Annotated in this window: 20 protein-coding genes; 12 read left to right on the forward strand and 8 right to left on the reverse strand. The window is 45.0% G+C overall.

Translation table 11 applies throughout. The features are described from left to right. The first annotated feature begins 6 nt into the window (after window positions 1-6). The 12 genes from Q8R38_02495 to Q8R38_02550 all read left to right on the forward strand — a co-directional run bounded on the left by Q8R38_02495 (window position 7) and on the right by Q8R38_02550 (window position 11,973). On the forward strand, window positions 7-831 hold the full coding sequence (locus tag Q8R38_02495) for an alpha/beta fold hydrolase (protein MDP3790894.1): 825 nt from the start codon (window positions 7-9) through the stop codon (window positions 829-831). Then, window positions 779-1,942, forward strand: a complete 1,164-nt coding sequence (locus Q8R38_02500) for a dipeptide epimerase (protein ID MDP3790895.1) — start codon at window positions 779-781, stop codon at window positions 1,940-1,942. Before Q8R38_02495 ends, Q8R38_02500 begins: the two co-directional genes overlap by 53 nt. Beyond that, window positions 1,939-3,597, forward strand: a complete 1,659-nt coding sequence (locus tag Q8R38_02505; GenBank protein ID MDP3790896.1) for a GH3 auxin-responsive promoter family protein — start codon at window positions 1,939-1,941, stop codon at window positions 3,595-3,597. The genes Q8R38_02500 and Q8R38_02505 overlap by 4 nt, the downstream gene beginning before the upstream one ends. After that, window positions 3,597-5,018 (forward strand): MFS transporter, encoded by a 1,422-nt coding sequence (locus tag Q8R38_02510; GenBank protein MDP3790897.1) that lies wholly within the window; start codon window positions 3,597-3,599, stop codon window positions 5,016-5,018. The genes Q8R38_02505 and Q8R38_02510 overlap by 1 nt, the downstream gene beginning before the upstream one ends. 86 nt (window positions 5,019-5,104) lie before the next feature. Next, the gene (locus tag Q8R38_02515) at window positions 5,105-6,340 is read left to right on the forward strand and encodes a radical SAM protein (GenBank protein MDP3790898.1); all 1,236 of its coding nucleotides are present in this window, start codon (window positions 5,105-5,107) and stop codon (window positions 6,338-6,340) included. Continuing rightward, window positions 6,312-6,698, forward strand: coding sequence for an NYN domain-containing protein (locus Q8R38_02520; protein ID MDP3790899.1), 387 nt, complete (start codon window positions 6,312-6,314; stop codon window positions 6,696-6,698). Before Q8R38_02515 ends, Q8R38_02520 begins: the two co-directional genes overlap by 29 nt. Continuing rightward, window positions 6,676-7,908: an MFS transporter gene (locus Q8R38_02525; GenBank protein MDP3790900.1), complete on the forward strand. Its 1,233-nt coding sequence runs from the start codon at window positions 6,676-6,678 to the stop codon at window positions 7,906-7,908. Before Q8R38_02520 ends, Q8R38_02525 begins: the two co-directional genes overlap by 23 nt. Next, on the forward strand, window positions 7,902-8,441 hold the full coding sequence (locus tag Q8R38_02530; GenBank protein ID MDP3790901.1) for a phosphatase PAP2 family protein: 540 nt from the start codon (window positions 7,902-7,904) through the stop codon (window positions 8,439-8,441). The genes Q8R38_02525 and Q8R38_02530 overlap by 7 nt, the downstream gene beginning before the upstream one ends. A 73-nt stretch (window positions 8,442-8,514) precedes the next feature. Next, complete coding sequence (locus tag Q8R38_02535) at window positions 8,515-10,224, forward strand: electron-transfer flavoprotein:ubiquinone oxidoreductase (protein ID MDP3790902.1); 1,710 nt, start codon at window positions 8,515-8,517, stop codon at window positions 10,222-10,224. 21 nt (window positions 10,225-10,245) lie between these two features. Beyond that, window positions 10,246-10,800: a nitroreductase family protein gene (locus tag Q8R38_02540; GenBank protein MDP3790903.1), complete on the forward strand. Its 555-nt coding sequence runs from the start codon at window positions 10,246-10,248 to the stop codon at window positions 10,798-10,800. A 98-nt stretch (window positions 10,801-10,898) separates the two neighbouring features. Beyond that, window positions 10,899-11,159, forward strand: a complete 261-nt coding sequence (locus Q8R38_02545) for a cytochrome c (GenBank protein MDP3790904.1) — start codon at window positions 10,899-10,901, stop codon at window positions 11,157-11,159. Window positions 11,160-11,247: 88 nt separating this feature from the next. After that, window positions 11,248-11,973 carry a hypothetical protein gene (locus Q8R38_02550; protein ID MDP3790905.1) on the forward strand — a complete coding sequence of 242 codons (726 nt, stop codon included), beginning with the start codon at window positions 11,248-11,250 and terminating at the stop codon, window positions 11,971-11,973. Window positions 11,974-11,977: 4 nt separating this feature from the next. Here the strand turns inward: Q8R38_02550 and Q8R38_02555 are convergent, their stop codons facing one another. The 8 genes from Q8R38_02555 to Q8R38_02590 are packed head-to-tail and all read right to left on the reverse strand — an operon-like array spanning window position 11,978 to window position 20,135. Continuing rightward, entirely contained in the window at window positions 11,978-13,408 is a 1,431-nt protein-coding gene (locus Q8R38_02555) for an NADH-quinone oxidoreductase subunit N (GenBank protein MDP3790906.1), read from the reverse strand. Beyond that, a complete protein-coding gene (locus Q8R38_02560; GenBank protein MDP3790907.1) occupies window positions 13,405-14,883 on the reverse strand; it encodes an NADH-quinone oxidoreductase subunit M in 1,479 nt (492 codons plus the stop codon). The genes Q8R38_02555 and Q8R38_02560 overlap by 4 nt, the downstream gene beginning before the upstream one ends. Window positions 14,884-14,885: 2 nt before the next feature. Beyond that, window positions 14,886-16,805 carry an NADH-quinone oxidoreductase subunit L gene (nuoL, locus tag Q8R38_02565; GenBank protein MDP3790908.1) on the reverse strand — a complete coding sequence of 640 codons (1,920 nt, stop codon included), beginning with the start codon at window positions 16,803-16,805 and terminating at the stop codon, window positions 14,886-14,888. Then, on the reverse strand, window positions 16,799-17,107 hold the full coding sequence (gene nuoK / locus Q8R38_02570; GenBank protein ID MDP3790909.1) for an NADH-quinone oxidoreductase subunit NuoK: 309 nt from the start codon (window positions 17,105-17,107) through the stop codon (window positions 16,799-16,801). Before nuoK ends, nuoL begins: the two co-directional genes overlap by 7 nt. After that, window positions 17,104-17,646, reverse strand: a complete 543-nt coding sequence (locus Q8R38_02575) for an NADH-quinone oxidoreductase subunit J (GenBank protein ID MDP3790910.1) — start codon at window positions 17,644-17,646, stop codon at window positions 17,104-17,106. The genes nuoK and Q8R38_02575 overlap by 4 nt, the downstream gene beginning before the upstream one ends. Next, complete coding sequence (locus Q8R38_02580; GenBank protein ID MDP3790911.1) at window positions 17,618-18,070, reverse strand: NADH-quinone oxidoreductase subunit I; 453 nt, start codon at window positions 18,068-18,070, stop codon at window positions 17,618-17,620. Before Q8R38_02580 ends, Q8R38_02575 begins: the two co-directional genes overlap by 29 nt. Beyond that, window positions 18,049-19,014 carry an NADH-quinone oxidoreductase subunit NuoH gene (gene nuoH, locus Q8R38_02585; GenBank protein MDP3790912.1) on the reverse strand — a complete coding sequence of 322 codons (966 nt, stop codon included), beginning with the start codon at window positions 19,012-19,014 and terminating at the stop codon, window positions 18,049-18,051. Before nuoH ends, Q8R38_02580 begins: the two co-directional genes overlap by 22 nt. Beyond that, window positions 19,014-20,135, reverse strand: coding sequence for an NADH-quinone oxidoreductase subunit D (locus Q8R38_02590; GenBank protein MDP3790913.1), 1,122 nt, complete (start codon window positions 20,133-20,135; stop codon window positions 19,014-19,016). Before Q8R38_02590 ends, nuoH begins: the two co-directional genes overlap by 1 nt. Between the last annotated feature and the right edge of the window lie 5 nt (window positions 20,136-20,140).

Raw genomic sequence — 20,140 nt, forward strand, 5'->3', positions numbered from 1 at the left:
CGCAAATTGGATGTCAGGGTAGGACAATTTACATCTGAAGATAATTTAGGCCTATACTATAATTACTGGCCGGTTCAGGATAATCGGGCCCCTGTCGCGGTATATCTTCACGGCCTGGAAAGCCATATGGGCTGGTTTTTTAATCTCGCCGAATCTTTGAATTCAAGAGGTATTAACGTATATGCTTTTGACAGGCGCGGCTCCGGTATTAACAAAGAAAGTTGTAAGAGCTTCTGTCCCAGATATATATTAAGCGACGTAAAAACATTTCTGGACCTTGTGAAGCAGGACCATCCGGACAGCAAGATATTCCTGGTGGGCCTTTGCCTGGGCGGGAAGATAGCTGTAAGCTTCGCCTCTTTATATCAAAATTATGTCGATGGCCTGGTGCTGGTATCCCCGTCGCTTAAAAGTAAACTTAAATTTTCGCCTTTTGAAATATTGTCAATATTATTCAGGCCCAACAGCACGCTCAAAATACCCATCGAAGACAGGATGTTTACCTCAAACGAAAAATATCTTAAGCATATCAAAGTGGATCCTATGAGGCTTCACTATATTCCGGCGCAGCACCTTCTTGAGATCGCAAAGATGGACAGGTTTGTGAAGGCAGCTTTGCGCAATCTTCGGCTTCCCGTCCTTCTTATGCTGGCCGGTATAGATGAAATAATAGATACTGGAAGCATAAAGAAGTGGTATGAAAAGCTGCCATCCCAAGATAAGACCATAAAGATATATGAGGACTTTTATCATCTATTGACCTTCGAGGAGAAGGCCGATGGGGTTATGGATGAAATTTCCGGATGGATATGGGGTAGGTCCAATGCCTGAAATATCAAAAATAGAGATCTTCAAGACAAACTTGCCTTTTAAGCATTCCTTCAAACATTCACTTAAATCAAGAAACGACAGCGAGAGTATATTTGTAAAAGTTATACTGGATAACGGCATAACCGGTTTCGGGGAGAGTCTGCCCAGAAGTTATGTTACGGGCAATACGCAGGATTCTGTATTTAAAAATTTAAGTGATTCCGCCGGAAAGCTTATAGGAACCAGGCTTGATGATAACATAGAATCCATTAATTTTATAAAGAGCCTTGAGGGGCTGGAGGGCGAAGCGCGCTGCGCGGTAGAAATAGCGCTGCTCGATTCTCTTGGAAAAATTTGCTCTAAGCCGGTATCGGCATTTTTGGCAGATGTGGTAAACACGAAATTTGTCTATAGCATGATAATTCCTACCGTATCGGCGTTTAAAACAGGCCTTATATGCTTATTTGCCAAGGTCCAGGGGTATGAATTTATAAAGGTGAAAGTAGGGGCGGATACAGATGTACAGAGGGTGAAGCTCTGCAGGAAGATATTGCCGAAGGCGGATATAAGAATTGACGCCAATGGCGTGTGGGATTCAGCAAAGACCGCGCTTGGGATGATTCAAAGATTGCGCCCCTTTAAAATATCGTGCATAGAGCAGCCTACGCCAAAAGACGATCTTGAAGCGATGCAGGAAGTGGCGGATTTTTGCGCCGAGCCGGTAATGGCGGATGAGTCTCTATGTACCAGGCAGGATGCCTTGAAGCTTGCCCAATCCAGAGTTTGCGATATGTTCAATGTGAGGCTCTCGAAATGCGGAGGAATATTCAGGTCATTGGATATTATGGATATAGCCCGCAACCACGAGATGTCTTGTCAGATAGGCTGTCTTGTAGGCGAATCCGGCATTTTGTCGGCAGCCGGAAGGCACATCGCAAGTGTTGCCAAAAATATCGTTTATTTTGAGGGTTCCTATTCGAGATTTTTGCTTAAAGAAGATATTGTGGAAGAAGATTTGACACCTGCCAGGAGCGTCGGATATACTCTAAAAGGGGCCGGGTTGGGTGTGACTGTGAAAGAAGATATCTTGAGGAAGTATTCAAAAGAAAGCCTTTTGATAGGCCAGAAATGAATGCGCTAAGCCTTCTTGTAAAGATGCGTGCTTTTGCGGCGGATAAATTCGATAAAAAGACGAAAAACCCGCTATCCGCGCAGAAGGAGTTTTTGCTAAATATGCTGTATAGCAACAGAGATACGGTTTTTGGCAAAGAACATAAGTTTTCCGAAATTAAAACCATAGACGATTTCCAAAAGAATGTTCCCGTCCGCAATTATGAGGGCTTAAGGCCGTACATAAAGAAGATGATGGAGGGCTCTGACGGCATTCTTGTAAAGGATAAGGTAATATTTTACGGCATCACCTCCGGCACCACCAGTATCCCTAAATTTATCCCTGTCACGAAAAAATCCCGCAGACAAAAATCCGCGGTTATGAATTTATGGCTTTATCACTTGCTTAAGAAACATCCCGAAGCGCTTGACGGTAAATCATTTATTGTCTCAAGCCCCGCGGTGGAAGGCTACGCCGAATCGGGCGTGCCGTATGGCTCCGAATCCGGGGACGCTTACAGGCACATGCCGTCTTTTATCAGCAAGCATTATGCGCTTCCCTACGAGGTTTTCTGCATTAAGGACTATGAAGCGCGATACTATACGATGTTAAGGATAGGCATAGAGGCGGACGTTACAAATGTAGGCACTATGAATCCTCTTACTATACTTGTCCTTTGCCAGAAGATAGAAAAATATGTCAAAGAAATTATCGAAGATATAAGAAATGGTACTCTAAATAGCGCGTTAAACATCGACACCGATATACGTAAAGCGCTGGAGAAAAAATTGAGGCCCAACATTTCAAGGGCCGCCCAATTAGAGAAGTTGTTTATTGAGAAGGGGGCCCTCGTTCCTAAGGACTTTTGGCCTAATATGGCCCTTATCGAATGCTGGACAGGCGGCACTGTAGGGTTGTACTTAAAAGAGGTGATAAAATATTTTTCTGAAGATATAAGCGTGCGCGACTTCGGATTTTTGGCGACCGAAGCGCGTTGTTCCGTGCCTGTATCCGATAATGGCCCGAGCGGCATATTGACCATAACATCCAATTTTTATGAGTTTATGCCCGAAGAGGATATCGAGAAGGAAAGCCCGCGGTATTTGACAGTCGAAAAATTGGAGAAGGGCAAAAGATACTACATTATATTTACGACGACAGGAGGGCTGTACCGCTATAATATAGACGATATAGTAAAAGTTATAGGATCTTACAATGCCACGCCTGTTATAGAATTTATACAGAAAGGCAAGAACGTCTCCTCCGCCACAGGCGAAAAACTGTACGAAAGCCAAATCATAAGCGCGATACACAAGGCGAAAGAGATTACCGGTGTCAATGTGGAATTCTTTTGCTGCTGCCTGGAATGCCAGATACCTCCTAAATATTCTTTTCTGATAGAGTTTACATCTGATCCCGGCCATTCACAGAAGAAGAACTTTTTAAACGTTGTCGAAGACAACCTCGGCAAGATAAACATAGAGTACAAGTCGAAACGCCTTTCACAGCGGCTGGGTGACCCCAACCTGAAAGTTTTGGAAAAAGGTTCCTTTGAAAAGTTCAGAAGAGCGCGTTTGTCGGCATTGCAGCATGACAGCCAGTTTAAAGCAACTCACTTAAGATGCGACTTTAAGATCCCGCCGGAATTTAAAATCATCGAGGAAATAGCACTTTAATGGAAGATCATATAATTACGGATAAAGGTAAGCAGAATTGGCTTATAACTATCGTTTCTTTGACCGTATTTATGTTCACTCTGGATTACAGCATGCTGAACATATCGCTTCCTGTCATAGCCAATTTTTATGGGGCCAATATCGGTATTGTTTCCCGCCTGCCTCTTGCATATCTATTGGTAGTTACGAGCACGGTTTTACTATTCGGCAGGCTTGGCGATATCGCAAGCTTCAAAAAGATATTTGTCTGGGGCCTTGGGGTATTTATAGCGGGAACATTTATTTGCGGCCTCGCGCCTACATTAAATACACTTTTAGCATTTAGGATATTTCAGTGTCTCGGTGAAGCTATGTTCAGCCCTATGGGCATAGCCATCGTGACGACATTTCTTCCGGATAGCGCCAAGGGCAAAGCGCTCGGGTTAATGGCTACCGCCCAAGGTTTAGGTTTCTGTCTCGGGCCCATACTGGGTGGATTTATAAATGACCACATCGGCTGGCATAATATATTCTTTGTAAATATCCCCGTAGGAATATTGGCTCTTATGGCCGCGCTCAAAGTCATACCTTCCAATCAGCCTATGCCGGAATCGAAACGCGTAGATCTTCCCGGAGCGGTACTGATTTTTATTTCGTTATCAACTTTAATTTTCGCGCTGAATTCTATCGCGAAATTGGGATTGAAAAATAATATCATAATATCGTGCTTTGTGGTTTCCGCGGCGGCAATGGGAATTTTTATAATGACTGAAAAGAGGACCTCAAGCCCTATACTCGATCTGTCGCTTTTTCGCAATCCGGACTTTACATTCGCCACAATTTCCGCGCTATGTACCGTATTCGTTTATATGGGGCTGATATTTCTGCTGCCGTTTTATTTTAGCATGGTCAGGGGTATGGATATCGTGCACTCGGGACTTTTGCTTATGATACCGGCGATAATGGTGGTTATCTTTGCCCCTATAGCCGGCAAGATATCGGATATGATTGGTTCCAGGCTGATCTGCTCGGCCGGCATAGGCCTGACAACTTTGGCATTTTTGATATTTTCTATCCTTACGCCCAAGTCGCCTGTTATATGCGTGATTCCCTCGCTGATACTGGCCGGAGTCGCGATAGGATTTTTTCTCCCCGCGAATAATAAGCTTGTTATGGTCCATGCGCCTTCAGACAAACAGGGCATGGCATCGGCCGTGTATAAGATACTTAACAGCATAGGCGGCGTATTTGGCATAGCCATACTGCCGCTCGTCCTTATGAGCAAAATTTATAAGACAGCGGCCCTTGAACATGTGAATATAGCCGCGGCCAGACATTCACCCGAAATATTGATAGCCGGATTTAACGCGGCGTTCCAATTTGCCATGTTTGTATGCGTGGCGGGCCTGGCAGCAACGATTATGGCAAAGGACAAAAAATAAGTGGAGACGCTTTCCAAGTCAATCGGGAAGCTGCCCCCGCAATAAGACACTTTCCCGATGCGCTTGGAAAGCGTCTCCAGGGTATTATGAAAAGAAGCAGAGAAGATAATTTGCTGGAGCCAGCCGGCATGAAGGCCGGCCGGTTTTTTAAACTTTCAGCCGGCGACCTTATAAAATTGCCCCCGGGAAGCGATATATTTAAGCTTCCGTCCAGGGAGGCGGTAGTTTACGACCCCGTTAGCTTAAAGTTTGTATCCCAGAAAGGCCGTATAGCGATAGCGGCGTTCCTGCCTCCGGGATACACCGTCACGTATAACAGCGCATATAAGGAAATAGGCAAACCCAGGAAGCTGCCCCTTTTCGCTTATGCCGCATGCGCGTTGCGTCACGGGGATATCTACACCGCCGCAGTAAGGGTGGATGTGTCGCCATGCCATGATTCAAGATTTATGGATATGCGGCTTGTCGAAACCAACGCGCGCAAGTTTTTGAAGATCTTTCCTAAAAACAGCCTTATAAGGCATCTTAAAAATTGCGCTTTATGCTATGGCTGCCCTAACGCTAAAAATTTCTTCCTAAATAAATACGAGGCCCCGCTGCCGACATCTCCTTCGTGTAACGCTCAATGCGCCGGATGTATATCGTATCAACCGGACGGACAGATACGGCAGACCCAGCCCAGAATAAAATTTATTCCATCCCCGGAAGAGATTGCCCAGATAGCGTTATTTCATATAAAGAATACCAAAAATCCTATTGTAAGTTTTGGCCAGGGCTGCGAAGGAGAGCCGCTTCTTTGCGCCGGGATAATAGAGAAGGCGATAAAGCTGATAAGAAAGGCCACGTCAAAAGGCGTTATTAATATCAATACGAACGCGAGTTCTCCGGAGGCGGTTGCCAGGCTCTTTGACGCCGGCCTCGATTCTATTCGCGTTAGCCTTAATAGTGTCCGGCAGAAATTTTATACAAGTTACTATAATCCTATGGGGTATTCTTTTGGGGATGTCGCCAAATCCATAGATATAGCCAAGAAGAAAAAAGGTTTTGTTTCGATAAATTATCTTACGGTGCCCGGTTTTACCGATTCAAAAGACGAATTTACCGCGTTTAAAAAGTTTTTGGTAATATATGGTATCGACATGATACAATGGCGCAATCTTAATTATGACCCATTGAGGTATTTCAAAGAGATGAATATAAAACCGAATGCGTCGGATATGCTTGGCATAAAAGAGATAATAGATTTATTGAAGAAAGAATTTCCAAAGGTCAGAATGGGATATTTCAATACGTATGAAGGTGTTAATAGTAGACGGGTATAACGCTATACACAAGATACCGGAAATAGACTCCATCATGGATGAGAGCCTTGACCAGGCGCGGAGCGCTATAACCGGATTAGCGAAAGAGTATCAGCGCAGGATAGGGGGTATTTCAGAGGTATTCGTCGTGTTTGACGGCCAAGATGAATACAGGGGGCTTTCTTTAAATAAGCCAAACCAGGTTTTTTCAAGAACTGGCCAGGGCGATAGAAAAGTGATAAGGCTGGCCCAGGACAAATCGGACAAGTTTCATGTGGTAGTGGTTTCAGACGATAATCGCGTAGGAAACAGCTGCCGCGCAGCCGGAGCGACGGTGATAACGGTAAAGAAGTTTTATGACGCTATTAAAAAATATTAAACATACATTTAGGGCGCTTCGCTATAGAAACTACAGGCTATATTTTTCAGGCCAGACCATATCGCTTGTAGGTACATGGATGCAGCAGATGGCGATAAGCTGGCTCACATACCGTATAACAAATTCTGTTTTTATGTTGGGGCTTATAGGTTTTTTGGGCCAGATACCGACGCTTCTATTCACTCCTTTCGCCGGTGTATTCGCGGATAGATACAACAGGCATCGCATCCTTATGATAACCCAGGTATTGGAGATGGTTCAGGCGCTTATACTCGCGGCGCTTATAATGTCGGGGGTGATTTCTATATGGCATATAGTGATACTTACAATATTTTTAGGTATAGTAACGGCTTTTGACGCGCCCGCGCGCCATGCGTTTGTGGTGGAAATGGTTTCGACAAAAGAAGATCTAAGCAACGCCATCGCCTTAAACTCGCTGTCATTTAACGCGGCCCGTCTTATAGGCCCGGCGATGGCCGGCATACTGGTCGCTATAGTGGGAGAGGGGATGTGCTTTTTCATAAACGGAGTAAGTTATATCGCGGTTATACTGGCTTTGTTCGGTATGCGTATTACTCCGAGGATGATACAAAAGGAGCATAAGCCGATAATGCATGGTTTCAAAGAAGGGATGCGTTATGTCCTGAATCATCCGACTATAAAATCTATAATGCTTATAACGGCGCTGATAAGCCTTGTCGGCATGTCATATGTGGTATTGATGCCGGTATTTGCCAAAGATGTTCTGGGCGGCGGGCCGGGTACGCTGGGATATCTTATGGGAGTCTCAGGTTTGGGCGCGCTACTCGGTGCGCTATACCTTGCTTCAAGGAAGGATGTCAAGGGGCTTGGCAGAGTGGCCTTCTTTAACGCGAATTTATTCGGCATGGGCCTTATAGCCTTCTCATTTTCGCGCGTGCTTTGGCTCTCTATGGCAATTCTTGTATTTATAGGATTCGGGATGATGGCCCAGATGGCGTCTTATAATACGGTTTTGCAAACTATAGTGCATGATGATAAGCGCGGCAGGGTGATGAGCATATTTATGGCTGCTTTCATGGGCATGGTGCCGTTCGGCTATCTCATCGCCGGATCTTTAGCCAGTTTATTGGGAGCGCCGCGCTCACTTATGATATTTGGAATATTATCTGTCGCCGGTTCGCTTCTTCTCGTGCGCAAGGCGGATATGGCCAAGGAGGGGTTATGGTAAATTTTCATTTTGTGGAATTTTTTGATATCCCGGTATTTAATTTTATTAATCATAATTTAAGTAATCATTTTTTAAATTATGTAATGCCCATTATAAGCCGGATGGGAGGCGGTGAATTGTACTTTGCCTTAGGTGTCTTGTTGCTTTTTTCCAGAAAAAGGGAATTAAAAATTTTAGGCATTGCCTTATTGGCAGGTATTACGGTCTCATACTATATTGTCACCGTGCTTAAAGTATTCATAGCAAGGCCCAGGCCTTTTGTAGCTCTTGCCAATGTAATTTTTTTGGGGCCTACGGAAAGAGGCTATTCCTTTCCGTCTAACCACACGACGATGGCTTTTATGACGGTCTCGTTATTGGCGAGCCATTTTAAAAAATATATTTTGTTTTATTCCTTCGCCGCGCTTGTGGCATTTTCAAGAGTTTATATGGGTGTCCACTATCCTATAGACGTCCTCTCCAGCGCCATTCTCGGATGTTTTATAGGGTGGCCGTTAGTTCGGATCAGTCGTTTACTCGAAACAAAAGTATAGTAAGAAAAATATAGGAGTTTTGGCATAATTCACTTGTTCTCGCCAGTAATTCCGTTATAATAGGTACCTATATATGTCAGAGAATGCGGAAAATCAAATTATTGAAACGGATATTCTGATTATCGGAAGTGGTCCGGCGGGGCTATCCGCCGCGATTCATTTTACCGATCTTATATGTCAGCATAATAAGGCTGTCGAGGCCAGATCGTTAAATGAAGCAAAGCTTCCTTTAAATGTTATGCTCCTTGAAAAGGCCCACGCTTTAGGAAACCATACTCTCTCAGGCGCTGTAATTAATCCGGTTTCGCTCCGCCAGCTTTTACCTGATATTGCAGATAAAGATATGCCTTTTGAAAGCCCGGTTCTTAAAGAAGATATCCGGTTTTTCACCAAAGATAAATCTTTCAAGCTTCCTTTCAAGCCGCCTTATATGTCCAACAAAGGAAATTATATCTCATGCTTGGGTAAAGTGGTGCGCTGGCTCGGCGGGATCGCGGAAAAAAAAGGCGCTCAAGTATTTACCGGTATTAGCGCCTGCGAGCTTCTTTTTGAAAACGGCAAGGTCGCGGGCGTTCGGACCTGCGCTTCAGGTATTGATAAACATGGCATGAGGCTGCCGAATTACCAGCCCCCCGCAGATGTCAGGGCCAAGATCACCATTCTCGCTGAAGGGGTAAGAGGATATCTTACTAAGGCGCTGATCAAGCAATTGAGTTTATCGAGAAATCGCAATCCGCAAGTTTATTCTTTAGGCGTCAAAGAGGTTTGGAAAATACCGGAAGGCGTATTTAAACCCGGTCATGTCATGCACACTCTTGGCTACCCGCTCGATTTTAATCAATTTGGAGGCGGTTTTGTTTATGGCTTAAGCAAGGATCTCATAGCTGTCGGCTTTGTCGTTGGTTTGGATTACAACGACCCTACTTTTGATATACATCATGCGCTTCAAATTTACAAAATGCACCCCCATATTCTTCGTATTATTAAAGACGGTAAAATAGTGCGTTATGGAGCTAAAACTATACCGGAAGGCGGGTTTTTTTCTATGCCCCAACTGTACCATGATAATGTGATGATCGTAGGTGATTCTGCCGGCTTTACGTCTGTGCCCAGCCTGAAAGGAGTCCATCTGGCAATCCAGTCCGGGATGCTTGCGGCGAAAACAGCGTTTGATGCCATCAAAAAGAATAACACCTCCGCCGGTCAGCTTGCCGTTTACGAAGAACTCTTTAAAAAAAGCCCTGCCTATAAAGAGCTTTATGCCGTCAGGAATTTCCGCCAGGGCTTTAAAACAAATTTATTATTTGGCATGTTGCAGTTTGGCGCGCAAATTTTAACCGGCGGCCGCGGCTTATCTTTGAGCGGGAGGCAAGCCATAAAGGAAGATTATAAACATTGCCGGTTGATCAAAGAGCTGAATGGGAGAACATTTTTAGAGCGGAATAAGGACAAGCTGGCTTTCGATGATAAAATGACATTTAGTAAGGAAGCCGATCTATTTTATTCCGGGACAAAGCATAATGAAGAACAGCCCTCTCATATTGTGGTGCCGAGTGCCGATGTTTGCCAGGAGTGCATTAAAAAGTATAATGCGCCATGCCAGAGATTCTGTCCATCAGATGTTTTTGAAATCACCACTGATCCGAAAACAGGAAAAAAAGAATTAGTACTTCATCCATCGAATTGCCTGCACTGCAAGACATGTGATATTAAAGACCCCTTCGAAAATGCAATATGGAACCCGCCCTACGGCGGCGATGGCCCGCGATACGAGAGTATGTGAAAATTATAGGCATCAGTATAAATGCATTCTTTTCTCGAACTTGTAAATAAAAGAAGCAGCGTGAGAAGGTATTCCGCGAGGCCGATACCGCGGGAAGTCATTGGTAGATGCCTCGAGGCAGCGCGGCTGGCGCCGTCTGCCTGCAATTCACAGCCATGGTATTTTATAATAGTCGACGACCCCTCATTGAAGGATAAGATTTCAGCTGCGGCCTTTTCCGGAATATATTCGATGAACTCGTTCGCTAAAAACGCGCCTGCGCTTGCTGTAGTGGTCAGAGAGAAATCCAGCCGGCTTGCTGCTGCCGGAGGATGTTTCAGGGGCGTTCAGTACAATCTGATAGATATCGGCATAGCATGCGAGCATTTTATTCTGCAGGCCGCGGAGGATGGTGTCGGGACATGCTGGCTCGGCTGGTTCAATGAAAGAGCGGTAAAGAAGGCTCTGGGCATACCAAGAGAGAAGAAGGCCGACATGATAATAAGCATGGGTTATCCTGAAAAGATAAGCGAGAGGCCCAAGACGAGAAAGTCTTTAGACGAGATCAGCACCTTCAATAATCCCCACAAATCATAAATAAAATCAAATAAGATATTTTTCTTGACAAGAAACGCCATGTCTGGTATTATTGAAAACGATTTTCAATAAGTGAGTGGATCAAGGGGTGAATAAATTTGAAAGTGGTAATTTTGGTAGCCATAATGATCTTGTTTGGCTGTGCCGCCGCGACAAAACAACTTAACGCCCAAGCGCGAGACCCGGATTTATTATACCGCGCTAAATGTACGGCGTGTCATAGATTATATCCGCCCCAGGATTATACTTATCAGAAGTTTCAGGTATACGTAACAAGATACGGTTCAGGCCTTAGTGACGAAGAGCGGCCCAGGCTTTTAGACTATTTAGCAGAGAACGCAAAACAGGAGCGCGAATGAAGAACAAAAATAGGTAATAATTAAGAGGGGAGGGTAGAAATTTTTTTAAGATATAATTGAAAATGATTTTCAATAAAAGGAGGATAAGATGTTTAAGAAAATAACAGCTGTTTTTATTGTGTGCCTTTTAGGCATCACATGCATTTCAGAAAATGTTTTTGCTGATAGAAGAAGCTATGTATGGACCTATGAGTACCAGACCATGCCCAAAGGGATGGCCGAGATTGAATACTATTTGACAGAGGAGCAGAAAAACATAAATAAAGCTAAGCCCAATACCTGGAAACACTGGTTTGAGCTGGAATACGGCATCACGGACCATTGGGATATAAGCATGTATCAGCAGTTCAAACAGTCCAATACAATTTCATCCAGCACATTCGAATACGACGGGTTTAAGGTCAGAACAAGGTATCGATTTTTTGAGAAGGATAAACTGCCCGTTGACACCATGTTATACCTTGAATATATAAGGAACGATAATCTCGAGAAGCCGAATGTGCTGGAGGGGAAAATCATCTTTGCCAAAGATATTGCCAATTTTAATATAGCCTATAATCAGATATTGAAACAGGAATTGGCCTATGCCGGCAAAACCGAACATGAATATGCGGCAGGCGTAAGTTACGAAATAACACCGGCATTTAAAATCGGGATTGAATCGAAGGGCAACTATACGGACCGAAAATATTATGTCGGCCCGACTATAGGATGGGCGTCGTCCAAATTCTGGGTTTCTGCGGGTGTTGCAGCCGGACTTAATGAGCAAAGCGATGATATGCAGGTCAGGATGATAATGGGATTCCTTTTCTGATGATTTAAAATAAGAATGATTGCGACGCCCTGACCCAATTTAAAAAAGGAGCGGGATAGAGGCCTACTATTAACACGCCTGTCATTACTATAACAAGCGCGGCCTGAAGAGGCAATGATCTTTGCCCGGCACTCGCCACTTTTGGTTCATCAAGGTACATAAACTTGATTACCCGCATATAGTAATACGCCGCTACCACACTATTTACGACACCTGCTATAGCAAGAAGAATGAACTTCGATTGGATCGCGGCGGCAAATACCAGGAATTTTCCCAAAAACCCCGCTAACGGCGGTACCCCCGCGAGCGATAGTAAAAATACGGTCAGCATGAATGCGGTGAAAGGATTCTTTTTGGAGAGTCCCGCATAATCTTCTATTGCGTCACTTCCTATAGAGTTTGAAACCAGAATAATACATCCAAAGGCGCCTAAGTTCATGAGAGCGTAGGCAAGGATATAATACATGACGCCTTCCATCCCCGACGCGGTTCCGACAACAAAGCCTATGAGTATATATCCGGCCTGAGCTATGGATGAGTATGCCAGCATGCGTTTTATGTTGCTTTGAGAAATAGCTATGACATTTCCGATGGTCATGGTAAAAATCGATATGAGCATGACCAGGCCCGACCAGTTGGCGTATAGGGGAAGAAAATTTTCCGTAAATATGCGCAACAGTATGGCAAAACCTGCGGCCTTCGGCCCGGCAGAAATGAACGCAGTGACAGCCGTAGGCGCTCCTTGATATGCGTCTGGCGCCCACATATGGAACGGCACGAGCGCGCATTTGAAACTGATGCCTGCCAATATTAGTATAAGCAGAATTAATGCGACAAAAATGTTCACTTGCCCTGCTTTCAAGGCGCTTGAAATCAGAGACAGGTCTGTAGTGCCGAATAATCCATAGGCCAAAGAAATACCGTAAAGCATTATGCCTGTTGAAAGAGCGCCGAACAGGAAATATTTCAAAGCTCCCTCGCTTGATAAAGGGTCGTGTTTAAGGAACGCGACCAGGATGTATGAAATTAACGAAAGCATCTCAAGTGATATGTAGATCATGAGCAGGTTATTTGACGAAACCGCCAGAAGGAGCGCGATAGCGGCGTTTAGAAGAAGAAAATAATATTCTCCCATGGATTCTTCTTTTAACGCCTTATAACCCATCGAGATCAGGATTACGATGCCGGTGACGAATAAGCATATCTCTTTAAAAAATAGAGAGAATGAATCGTTGGTGAGCATGTCAAAAAAGATGACCGGATTCGTTTTATGGCTTTGCGGCAGGCATAATGACGCGGCTACAACCGCTAAAAGGGCAAGTGCTCCCAGTATATGCTTATTTCTGATGAATAATGAAGAGATCAGAATTGTAATCGAAAATCCAAGCAGTATGATCTCCGGAGCGATAAATCTTATATTTTCAATGATGGTCAAAATATCAATCCCCCGAGTTTTTGTATGAGTGAGTTGACAGATACAAGCTGGTATTTAAGCGCTAATAAAGGATATACGCCTATCGCTATTGTGATTATCGCAAGGGGTATCAATGTAAAAAGCTCGCGTTTATTTATATCAAGAATGGCCGCCCATTTTTGATTTAAAGGCCCAAGAAGCACTCTCTGGATCATATATAAGAAATATCCCGCGGTTATGATTAATCCTAAGACGGAAACAATAGTTATTATTTTGAATACAGGATATGCTCCCATAAGCGCCATGAATTCACTTACGAACCCGCTTAAGCCGGGAAGGCCCAGCGATGCGAGCGTGAATACGGTCAGTATCCCGCCATAGACAGGCATCTTCACGCCAAGCCCCCCGAATTTATCAAGCTCTCTTGTATGCGCGCGATCATAAAGCACGCCGACCAGGAAGAACATCCCGCCTGTTATTATTCCGTGATTGAACATTTCAAGAAGAGCGCCGTTAAGCCCGGTTACAGACATGCTGGCCAGGCCGAGCATTACAAATCCCATGTGGCTTACAGATGAATAAGCGACCATTTTTTTAAAATCTGTCTGTGCCATTGCCACGAACGCTCCGTAAACTATGTTTATTACACCGACGATAGCAAATGGCAGCGCAAAATAATGCGCTGCGTCCCTTAATAACGGAAAACTTATTCTGAAGAAACCATACCCTCCCATCTTAAGCAAAACACCGGCCAGTAAAACGCTTATAGGGGTCGGCGCTTCGACGTGCGCGTCAGGAAGCCATGTGTGGAAGGGGAAGGCCGGGACTTTTACCGCGAACCCGAGATAAAAAGCTATGAATATTATGATCTGCATACCCAGCGTCAAGGCATTTCCCGTTTTACCGAGTTCCAATATATTGAAAGTATGCGGCGCGGACATGAAGTAGAGCGCAAGTATACCCAGAAGCATGAAGACCGAGCCTGCCAGGGTATATATAAAGAACTTTATGGCAGCGTATTCTTTTCTCGGGCCGCCCCAGATGCCTATCAAAAAATACATCGGGACCAATACTATTTCCCATAGGACATAGAATAGGACAAGGTCGAGCGCGGCAAATGTGCCGAGCATGCCGGTTGAGAGCAGTAGATATAAGAAGAAATATTCCTTCTGCCGTGTATCTATGCCGTAAGATCCTATGCACGCCAGGAAACTCAATAAAGTCGTCAGGACTATAAGGCCGATACTTAAGCCGTCTACGCCGAGGTGATAGAATACATTTATCGACGGGATCCAGCTTGCGATCTCCTCAAATTGCATTGCGCTGCTTGAGTGGTTAAACTTCAGCAATAAAAGGACGGAGAGTATAAAAGAAATAGCGGTGGCAGCCGTGGCGATCGTTTTTATCAATACTATATTTCTTTTGGGAGCGAAAAGTATTAATATGCCGCCAACCAGCGGCAAAAATACAATATAAGACAAAATCGGGAAATGCATCTTTATCCTCCTATTAATTTAACAAAAATAATAAGCGCCAGGCAGAAGAACGCTATGAGTAAATACGTCTGGATATAACCCGTTTGAATCCGCCGCAATGTGGCTGAAAATAATCCCACGACATTCGCAGTCATATTTACCGCGCCGTCCACTATATAACGGTCTATCCAGGCTTTTATCTTACTTAAGATAACAGCCACCCGGGCAGTCCCATTAACGGCGCCATCTATTATGCCCAGATCGAATTTAGACGCAAGGCGGGCCAGGCGGACAGCCGGTTTAATAAATATAAATTCATAAATTTCATCGATATAATATTTGTTATATAAGAGGTTATACAGGGGCGCGAATTTATTTCGTATTCCAAGCGGCAATATTTTGTTCTTCATTATATAGAATAGATACGCTGTCCCTATGCCTAACGATGCCGCAAGAGTAGAAAGAAGCATGACGAGATAATTCGGGGCGAGGCTCTCGGAATTCTCGGATAGGCCGGGATGGATAAAGGCCTGAAACGCATTATGCATAAAAGGGGACCCCACGAAGCCTATAAATATAGCAAATATCGCCAGTATAGACAGTGGGATGGTCATTACTTTCGGAGATTCATGAGGGTGGAGTTCCGACCGCGGTTTTCCGAATAGGACCAAAAATATAAGCCTGAACATGTAAAATGCCGTCAAAAGGCTCGTTATCATCGCTATTGCAAAAAGATAAGGATGTCCGCTATGCAAGGCCTCGGACAGTATCTCGTCTTTTGACCAGAATCCGGAGAATGGCGGCACGCCTGAAATTGCGAGACTCGCTATTACAAAAGTCATGCCCGTAATCTTCATCTTTTGAAATATGCCGCCCATCTGGCGTATATCCTGAGTATGTATAGAATGTATTACGCTGCCGGCGCATAGGAAGAGAAGAGCCTTAAAAAAGGCGTGCGTCATGAGATGGAATGTTCCCGCGGAATATCCGCCCACACCCAGGCCTATCATCATGAACCCCAGCTGGCTTATGGTCGAATACGCAAGTATACGTTTTATGTCATTATTTACAGTCGCGATGGTGGCGGCAAAGATAGCCGTAGTCGCGCCGATATACGCCACCCAGATCAGCGCCGGCTGATGCGCCAAAAATAATACAAAGCATCTGGCGACCAGATACACTCCTGCGGCGACCATTGTCGCTGCGTGGATCAGTGCCGAGACAGGTGTGGGACCCTCCATGGCGTCAGGCAGCCATACATGAAGCGGAACCTGTGCGGATTTTCCTATAGCGCCGCAGAATATCAGTAACGCCGCCGCAGTGAATAATGGGCTGTGGTCGGTTATGCCGGCCAGTCCGCTGAAATGTACCGTGTGAGCCGAGAAGAATAGGATAAATACGCCGATCAAAAGGCCGGCATCTCCTATCCTCGTAGTTACGAATGCCTTCATGCCTGCTTTCGCGGCAGATGTTTTTTCGAACCAGAATGAGATTAATAGGTACGAGCAGAGCCCTACTCCTTCCCAGAATATCAGAAGCGTAATAAAGTTGTCGGCGAGAAGAAGCCCGAGCATCGAACTCATAAAAAGCGACATATAGGCGAAGAATCTGGAAAAACGCGGATCATCCTTCATGTAGCCTATAGAATATATCTGGATAAGCGTTCCGATGATAGTCACAACAAGAAGCATCATACAGGTTAACGGGTCGACTATTACGCCGACATTTAATGACGTGGCGCCGAATACGATCCACTTAAATAGGGTATACGAGCCATGGCCCTTAAGTAATAAGGCAAACGTATAAATGGAAAGGCACAAAGAGATGCCACAGGCAAGGATCGACACAATCGCGCTTATCTTTTTAATCTTCCGACCGAAAAAGATATTTATCACAAATGCTAAAAAAGGGAAAACCGGTATTAGGTGCGCTATGTTTACCATTTCATTAAATTTAGTTTATTTACCAATATAGTCTTCACATTTCTGTATATCGAGATCACCAAACCCAGACCGACTACGGCCGAAGCAGCGGCAATAGCTATTACGAAAAGGGCAAATATCTGGCCCAAACCGTCGTTTGACCCCAAAAATTTATTGAACATTATCAGGTTTATATTAGCCGCGTTTAATATCAATTCGATAGACATTAAAATCCCGATGGCATTCCTGCGTGTTAAGATTCCGAATATACCTATTGAAAACAGTGCCGCGCTCAAGATCAAAAAATGGCTCTGGCAGATCATCTCTTCCCCTGCCTTCCGATGACTATGGCCCCGACAAGTGCCGCCAGCGAGATCAAAGATATGACTTCAAATGGCAGGACATATTTTGACATCAGAAGTTTTCCCAACTGCGGAAGGCCCAAAGGCGCCGTCTCCTGCCCGACGGCATGCCAGGCAGCCCTGGCTGTCACTTTAATAAGTATAAAAAATATTGCCAGTGATGCTAACGCGGGAATCCATATGCGCCGGATCATTTCACGCATAGAGCCGGTATCGCCTTGCGCGGTCAGCATTATTGTAAAGATGAATAATGTTACTATGGCGCCTACATAGATCAGGATCTGCACGATAGCCAGGAATTCCGCGTCTAAATATAAGTAGACGCACGCTATGCCTATCAGCGTGAGGGCAAGATATATAGCGCTATGGAATATGTTACGGCTCATCACGACTAAAGCTGCGAATAGTAACGTGCCGCAAGCGATTGTATAGAATGTCGCTTTGATCACTATGTCTTGAGGAATGCCGGTATTATTTAACAGTTGGATTAATCCACTCACTATACTTCTCCGGATCTAACAGGTCTATATATAATTTATTACGGTCGTATACGCTTATCTCATATATCTTATTCATGTATACCGCGCTCGTCGGGCATACCTGCTGGCACAGCCCGCAAAAACAGCAAAGTTCCATGTTGTATTTAAACGTCTCAAGAGATTTTTTCTTATCTGCCTCTTTATGGGTAATGGCAAGGCACGCTGTCGGGCATATCTTTACGCATTGGTTGCAGACGATGCATTTTTCACGGCGCAAGTCCACCAGCCCTCTGAATCGTTCTGTCATAGGCTGTTTTTGCGTCGGATACTGGAGCGTTATCGCGGGCCTTAAGTGGTACTTTAGCGTAATTGCAAGCCCCTTTACGAGGCTCCACGCGCCGCCGATAACATTTTTCAAAAAATTTATCGTTTTAATAATAACCATCCTGATACCGCCAGATTAATAAACGCAACTGGTGTTAAAACTTTCCACGCGAATGCCATCAATTGGTCCACCCTTACACGCGGGAATGTCCACCTGACCCACATCCAGATAAATATGAGAGCGTATGTCTTGATCAGAAACCACGCCACAGGCGGTAATATCGGACCTTGCCAACCTCCGAAGAAGAGCGTGGTCGCGATTGCCGCTATAATGAAAAGGCTCGTGTATTCCCCCACGAAGAACATGGCGAATTTCATTCCCGAATATTCCGTATGAAATCCCGCGACGAGCTCCGATTCGGCCTCGGGTATGTCGAAGGGGGCCCTATTTACTTCGGCAGTAGCGGCTATAGTATAGATTACGAAGGCCAATATCATGTCCGGGTGGAATATATACCAGCACTTTTCCTGCGCCTCGACTATTTTTTGCATCGAAAACGAATTAGCGTGCATTGCTACGATGACCACCGATAGTATCATCGGGACCTCATAGCTTATTATTTGCGCCGCTGACCTCATGCCGCCGAGCAGGGAATATTTATTATTAGAACCCCAGCCCGCCATGAATATCCCGATCACGCATATAGAAGAGATAGCCATCATGTAAAGGATGCCGACATTTAAATCCTTCGGAATAAGGGTTCTGCCGAATGGTATTGTTACGAAGGCCATGACCGTGGGGACCACGACAAAGAACGGCGCCAGCCACCACACCAATTTATCCGCTTCGGCGGGCCTTATATCTTCTTTGAGTAAAAGTTTAACCGCGTCCGCAATCGACTGTAAAACGCCGTGCCATCCGACGCGCATAGGCCCGAATCTGGATTGTATATGGGCCGATATTTTTCTTTCCCACCAGATAAGGAACATGGCGGACGCCGCGATGAAGCCGAGCACCGCGAACCCTGTCGCCAGCATTAGTATAAAGGTAAGCATGGTTAACATTATCTGTCTATCTCTCCCATGATGATATCGAGGCTGCCCAAGACGCAGACGATGTCAGCTATTTTTAATCCGCTTATTAATTCCGGCAAGACAGCCAGATTGGAAAAGGAAGGGCTCCTTATCTTTAATCTGTATGGATACATAGATCCATCGCTTACAATGAAAAAACCCAATTCGCCTCGCGGATTTTCCGTCCTCATATATGCTTCGCCCGCGGCCGGTTTATGGATGCGTCCTGCCTTTGCGGTAGGGTCACCTTCCGGCAGCGCTTCGATGGCCTGTTCGATGATCCTCAAGCTCTGGCGTATCTCCTCTATCCTCACCTTGTATCTATCCCAGGCGTCGCCGTTTTCTCCTACGGGTATATCAAATTTGAACTTATCATATACAAGATACGGCTCGTCCCGTCTTAAGTCCCATTTTACGCCGGACGCGCGCAGATTAGGCCCGGTTACGCTGTAATTTATCGCAAGGTCTTTAGGAAGCACACCTATGTGTTTGGATCTGGCGAGAAATATCGTATTGTAGGTAAGGAGCCAATCATAGTCATCGACTTTTGACCGCATATATTTGATGAATTTCTTTATATCTTCATCTATGCCTTTAGGAAGATCGAACTGAACCCCGCCTACGCGCGTATAGTTATAGGTAAGGCGGTTTCCGCATATCTTGTCAAATATATCTACTATCTTTTCGCGCTCACGGAAACAATAGAATAAGGGGGTCGCGAAAGCTCCCAGGTCCTGGGCAAAAGTGCCGACCGCGAGCAGATGGCTTGCGATCCTGTTGAGTTCGGCTATAATGACACGTATATATTTTGCGCGCTGTGGGATCTCCAATTTCATCAGTTTTTCAACGGCCATTACATAGGCAAGGTTATTATTCATGGATGCGACATAGTCAAGCCTGTCTGTAAATGGGATGAACTGCGTATAGGTGCGGTTTTCGGCTATTTTTTCCATGGAGCGGTGCAGATAACCGATGTGAGTGGTGCAGCCTTTGATCATCTCCCCGTCCAGTTTCAATTCAAGCGAAAGGACGCCGTGCGTGGAGGGATGCTGGGGTCCCATATTGATAAGGAACTCCTCGGTGCATATATCTTTTGTCTGTATCGTATCCATAGGCT

The sequence above is a fragment of the Candidatus Omnitrophota bacterium genome (assembly GCA_030695905.1).
Classification (GTDB): Bacteria; Omnitrophota; Gorgyraeia; order 2-01-FULL-45-10; family 2-01-FULL-45-10; genus CAZHPY01.

Bases quoted from the DNA above. Each gene is read 5' to 3' on its own strand.
- Q8R38_02535 (MDP3790902.1), top strand. From the start codon at position 8,515: ATGTCAGAGAATGCGGAAAATCAAATTATTGAAACGGATATTCTGATT.
- Q8R38_02550 (MDP3790905.1), top strand. From the start codon at position 11,248: ATGTTTAAGAAAATAACAGCTGTTTTTATTGTGTGCCTTTTAGGCATC.
- nuoL (MDP3790908.1), bottom strand. From the start codon at position 16,805: ATGGTAAACATAGCGCACCTAATACCGGTTTTCCCTTTTTTAGCATTT.
- Q8R38_02560 (MDP3790907.1), bottom strand. From the start codon at position 14,883: ATGCATTTCCCGATTTTGTCTTATATTGTATTTTTGCCGCTGGTTGGC.
- Q8R38_02580 (MDP3790911.1), bottom strand. From the start codon at position 18,070: ATGGTTATTATTAAAACGATAAATTTTTTGAAAAATGTTATCGGCGGC.
- Q8R38_02500 (MDP3790895.1), top strand. From the start codon at position 779: ATGGGGTTATGGATGAAATTTCCGGATGGATATGGGGTAGGTCCAATG.
- Q8R38_02510 (MDP3790897.1), top strand. From the start codon at position 3,597: ATGGAAGATCATATAATTACGGATAAAGGTAAGCAGAATTGGCTTATA.
- Q8R38_02590 (MDP3790913.1), bottom strand. From the start codon at position 20,135: ATGGATACGATACAGACAAAAGATATATGCACCGAGGAGTTCCTTATC.
- Q8R38_02505 (MDP3790896.1), top strand. From the start codon at position 1,939: ATGAATGCGCTAAGCCTTCTTGTAAAGATGCGTGCTTTTGCGGCGGAT.
- Q8R38_02515 (MDP3790898.1), top strand. From the start codon at position 5,105: ATGAAAAGAAGCAGAGAAGATAATTTGCTGGAGCCAGCCGGCATGAAG.
- nuoH (MDP3790912.1), bottom strand. From the start codon at position 19,014: ATGTTAACCATGCTTACCTTTATACTAATGCTGGCGACAGGGTTCGCG.
- Q8R38_02525 (MDP3790900.1), top strand. From the start codon at position 6,676: ATGACGCTATTAAAAAATATTAAACATACATTTAGGGCGCTTCGCTAT.
- Q8R38_02540 (MDP3790903.1), top strand. From the start codon at position 10,246: ATGCATTCTTTTCTCGAACTTGTAAATAAAAGAAGCAGCGTGAGAAGG.
- Q8R38_02520 (MDP3790899.1), top strand. From the start codon at position 6,312: ATGAAGGTGTTAATAGTAGACGGGTATAACGCTATACACAAGATACCG.
- nuoK (MDP3790909.1), bottom strand. From the start codon at position 17,107: ATGATCTGCCAGAGCCATTTTTTGATCTTGAGCGCGGCACTGTTTTCA.
- Q8R38_02530 (MDP3790901.1), top strand. From the start codon at position 7,902: ATGGTAAATTTTCATTTTGTGGAATTTTTTGATATCCCGGTATTTAAT.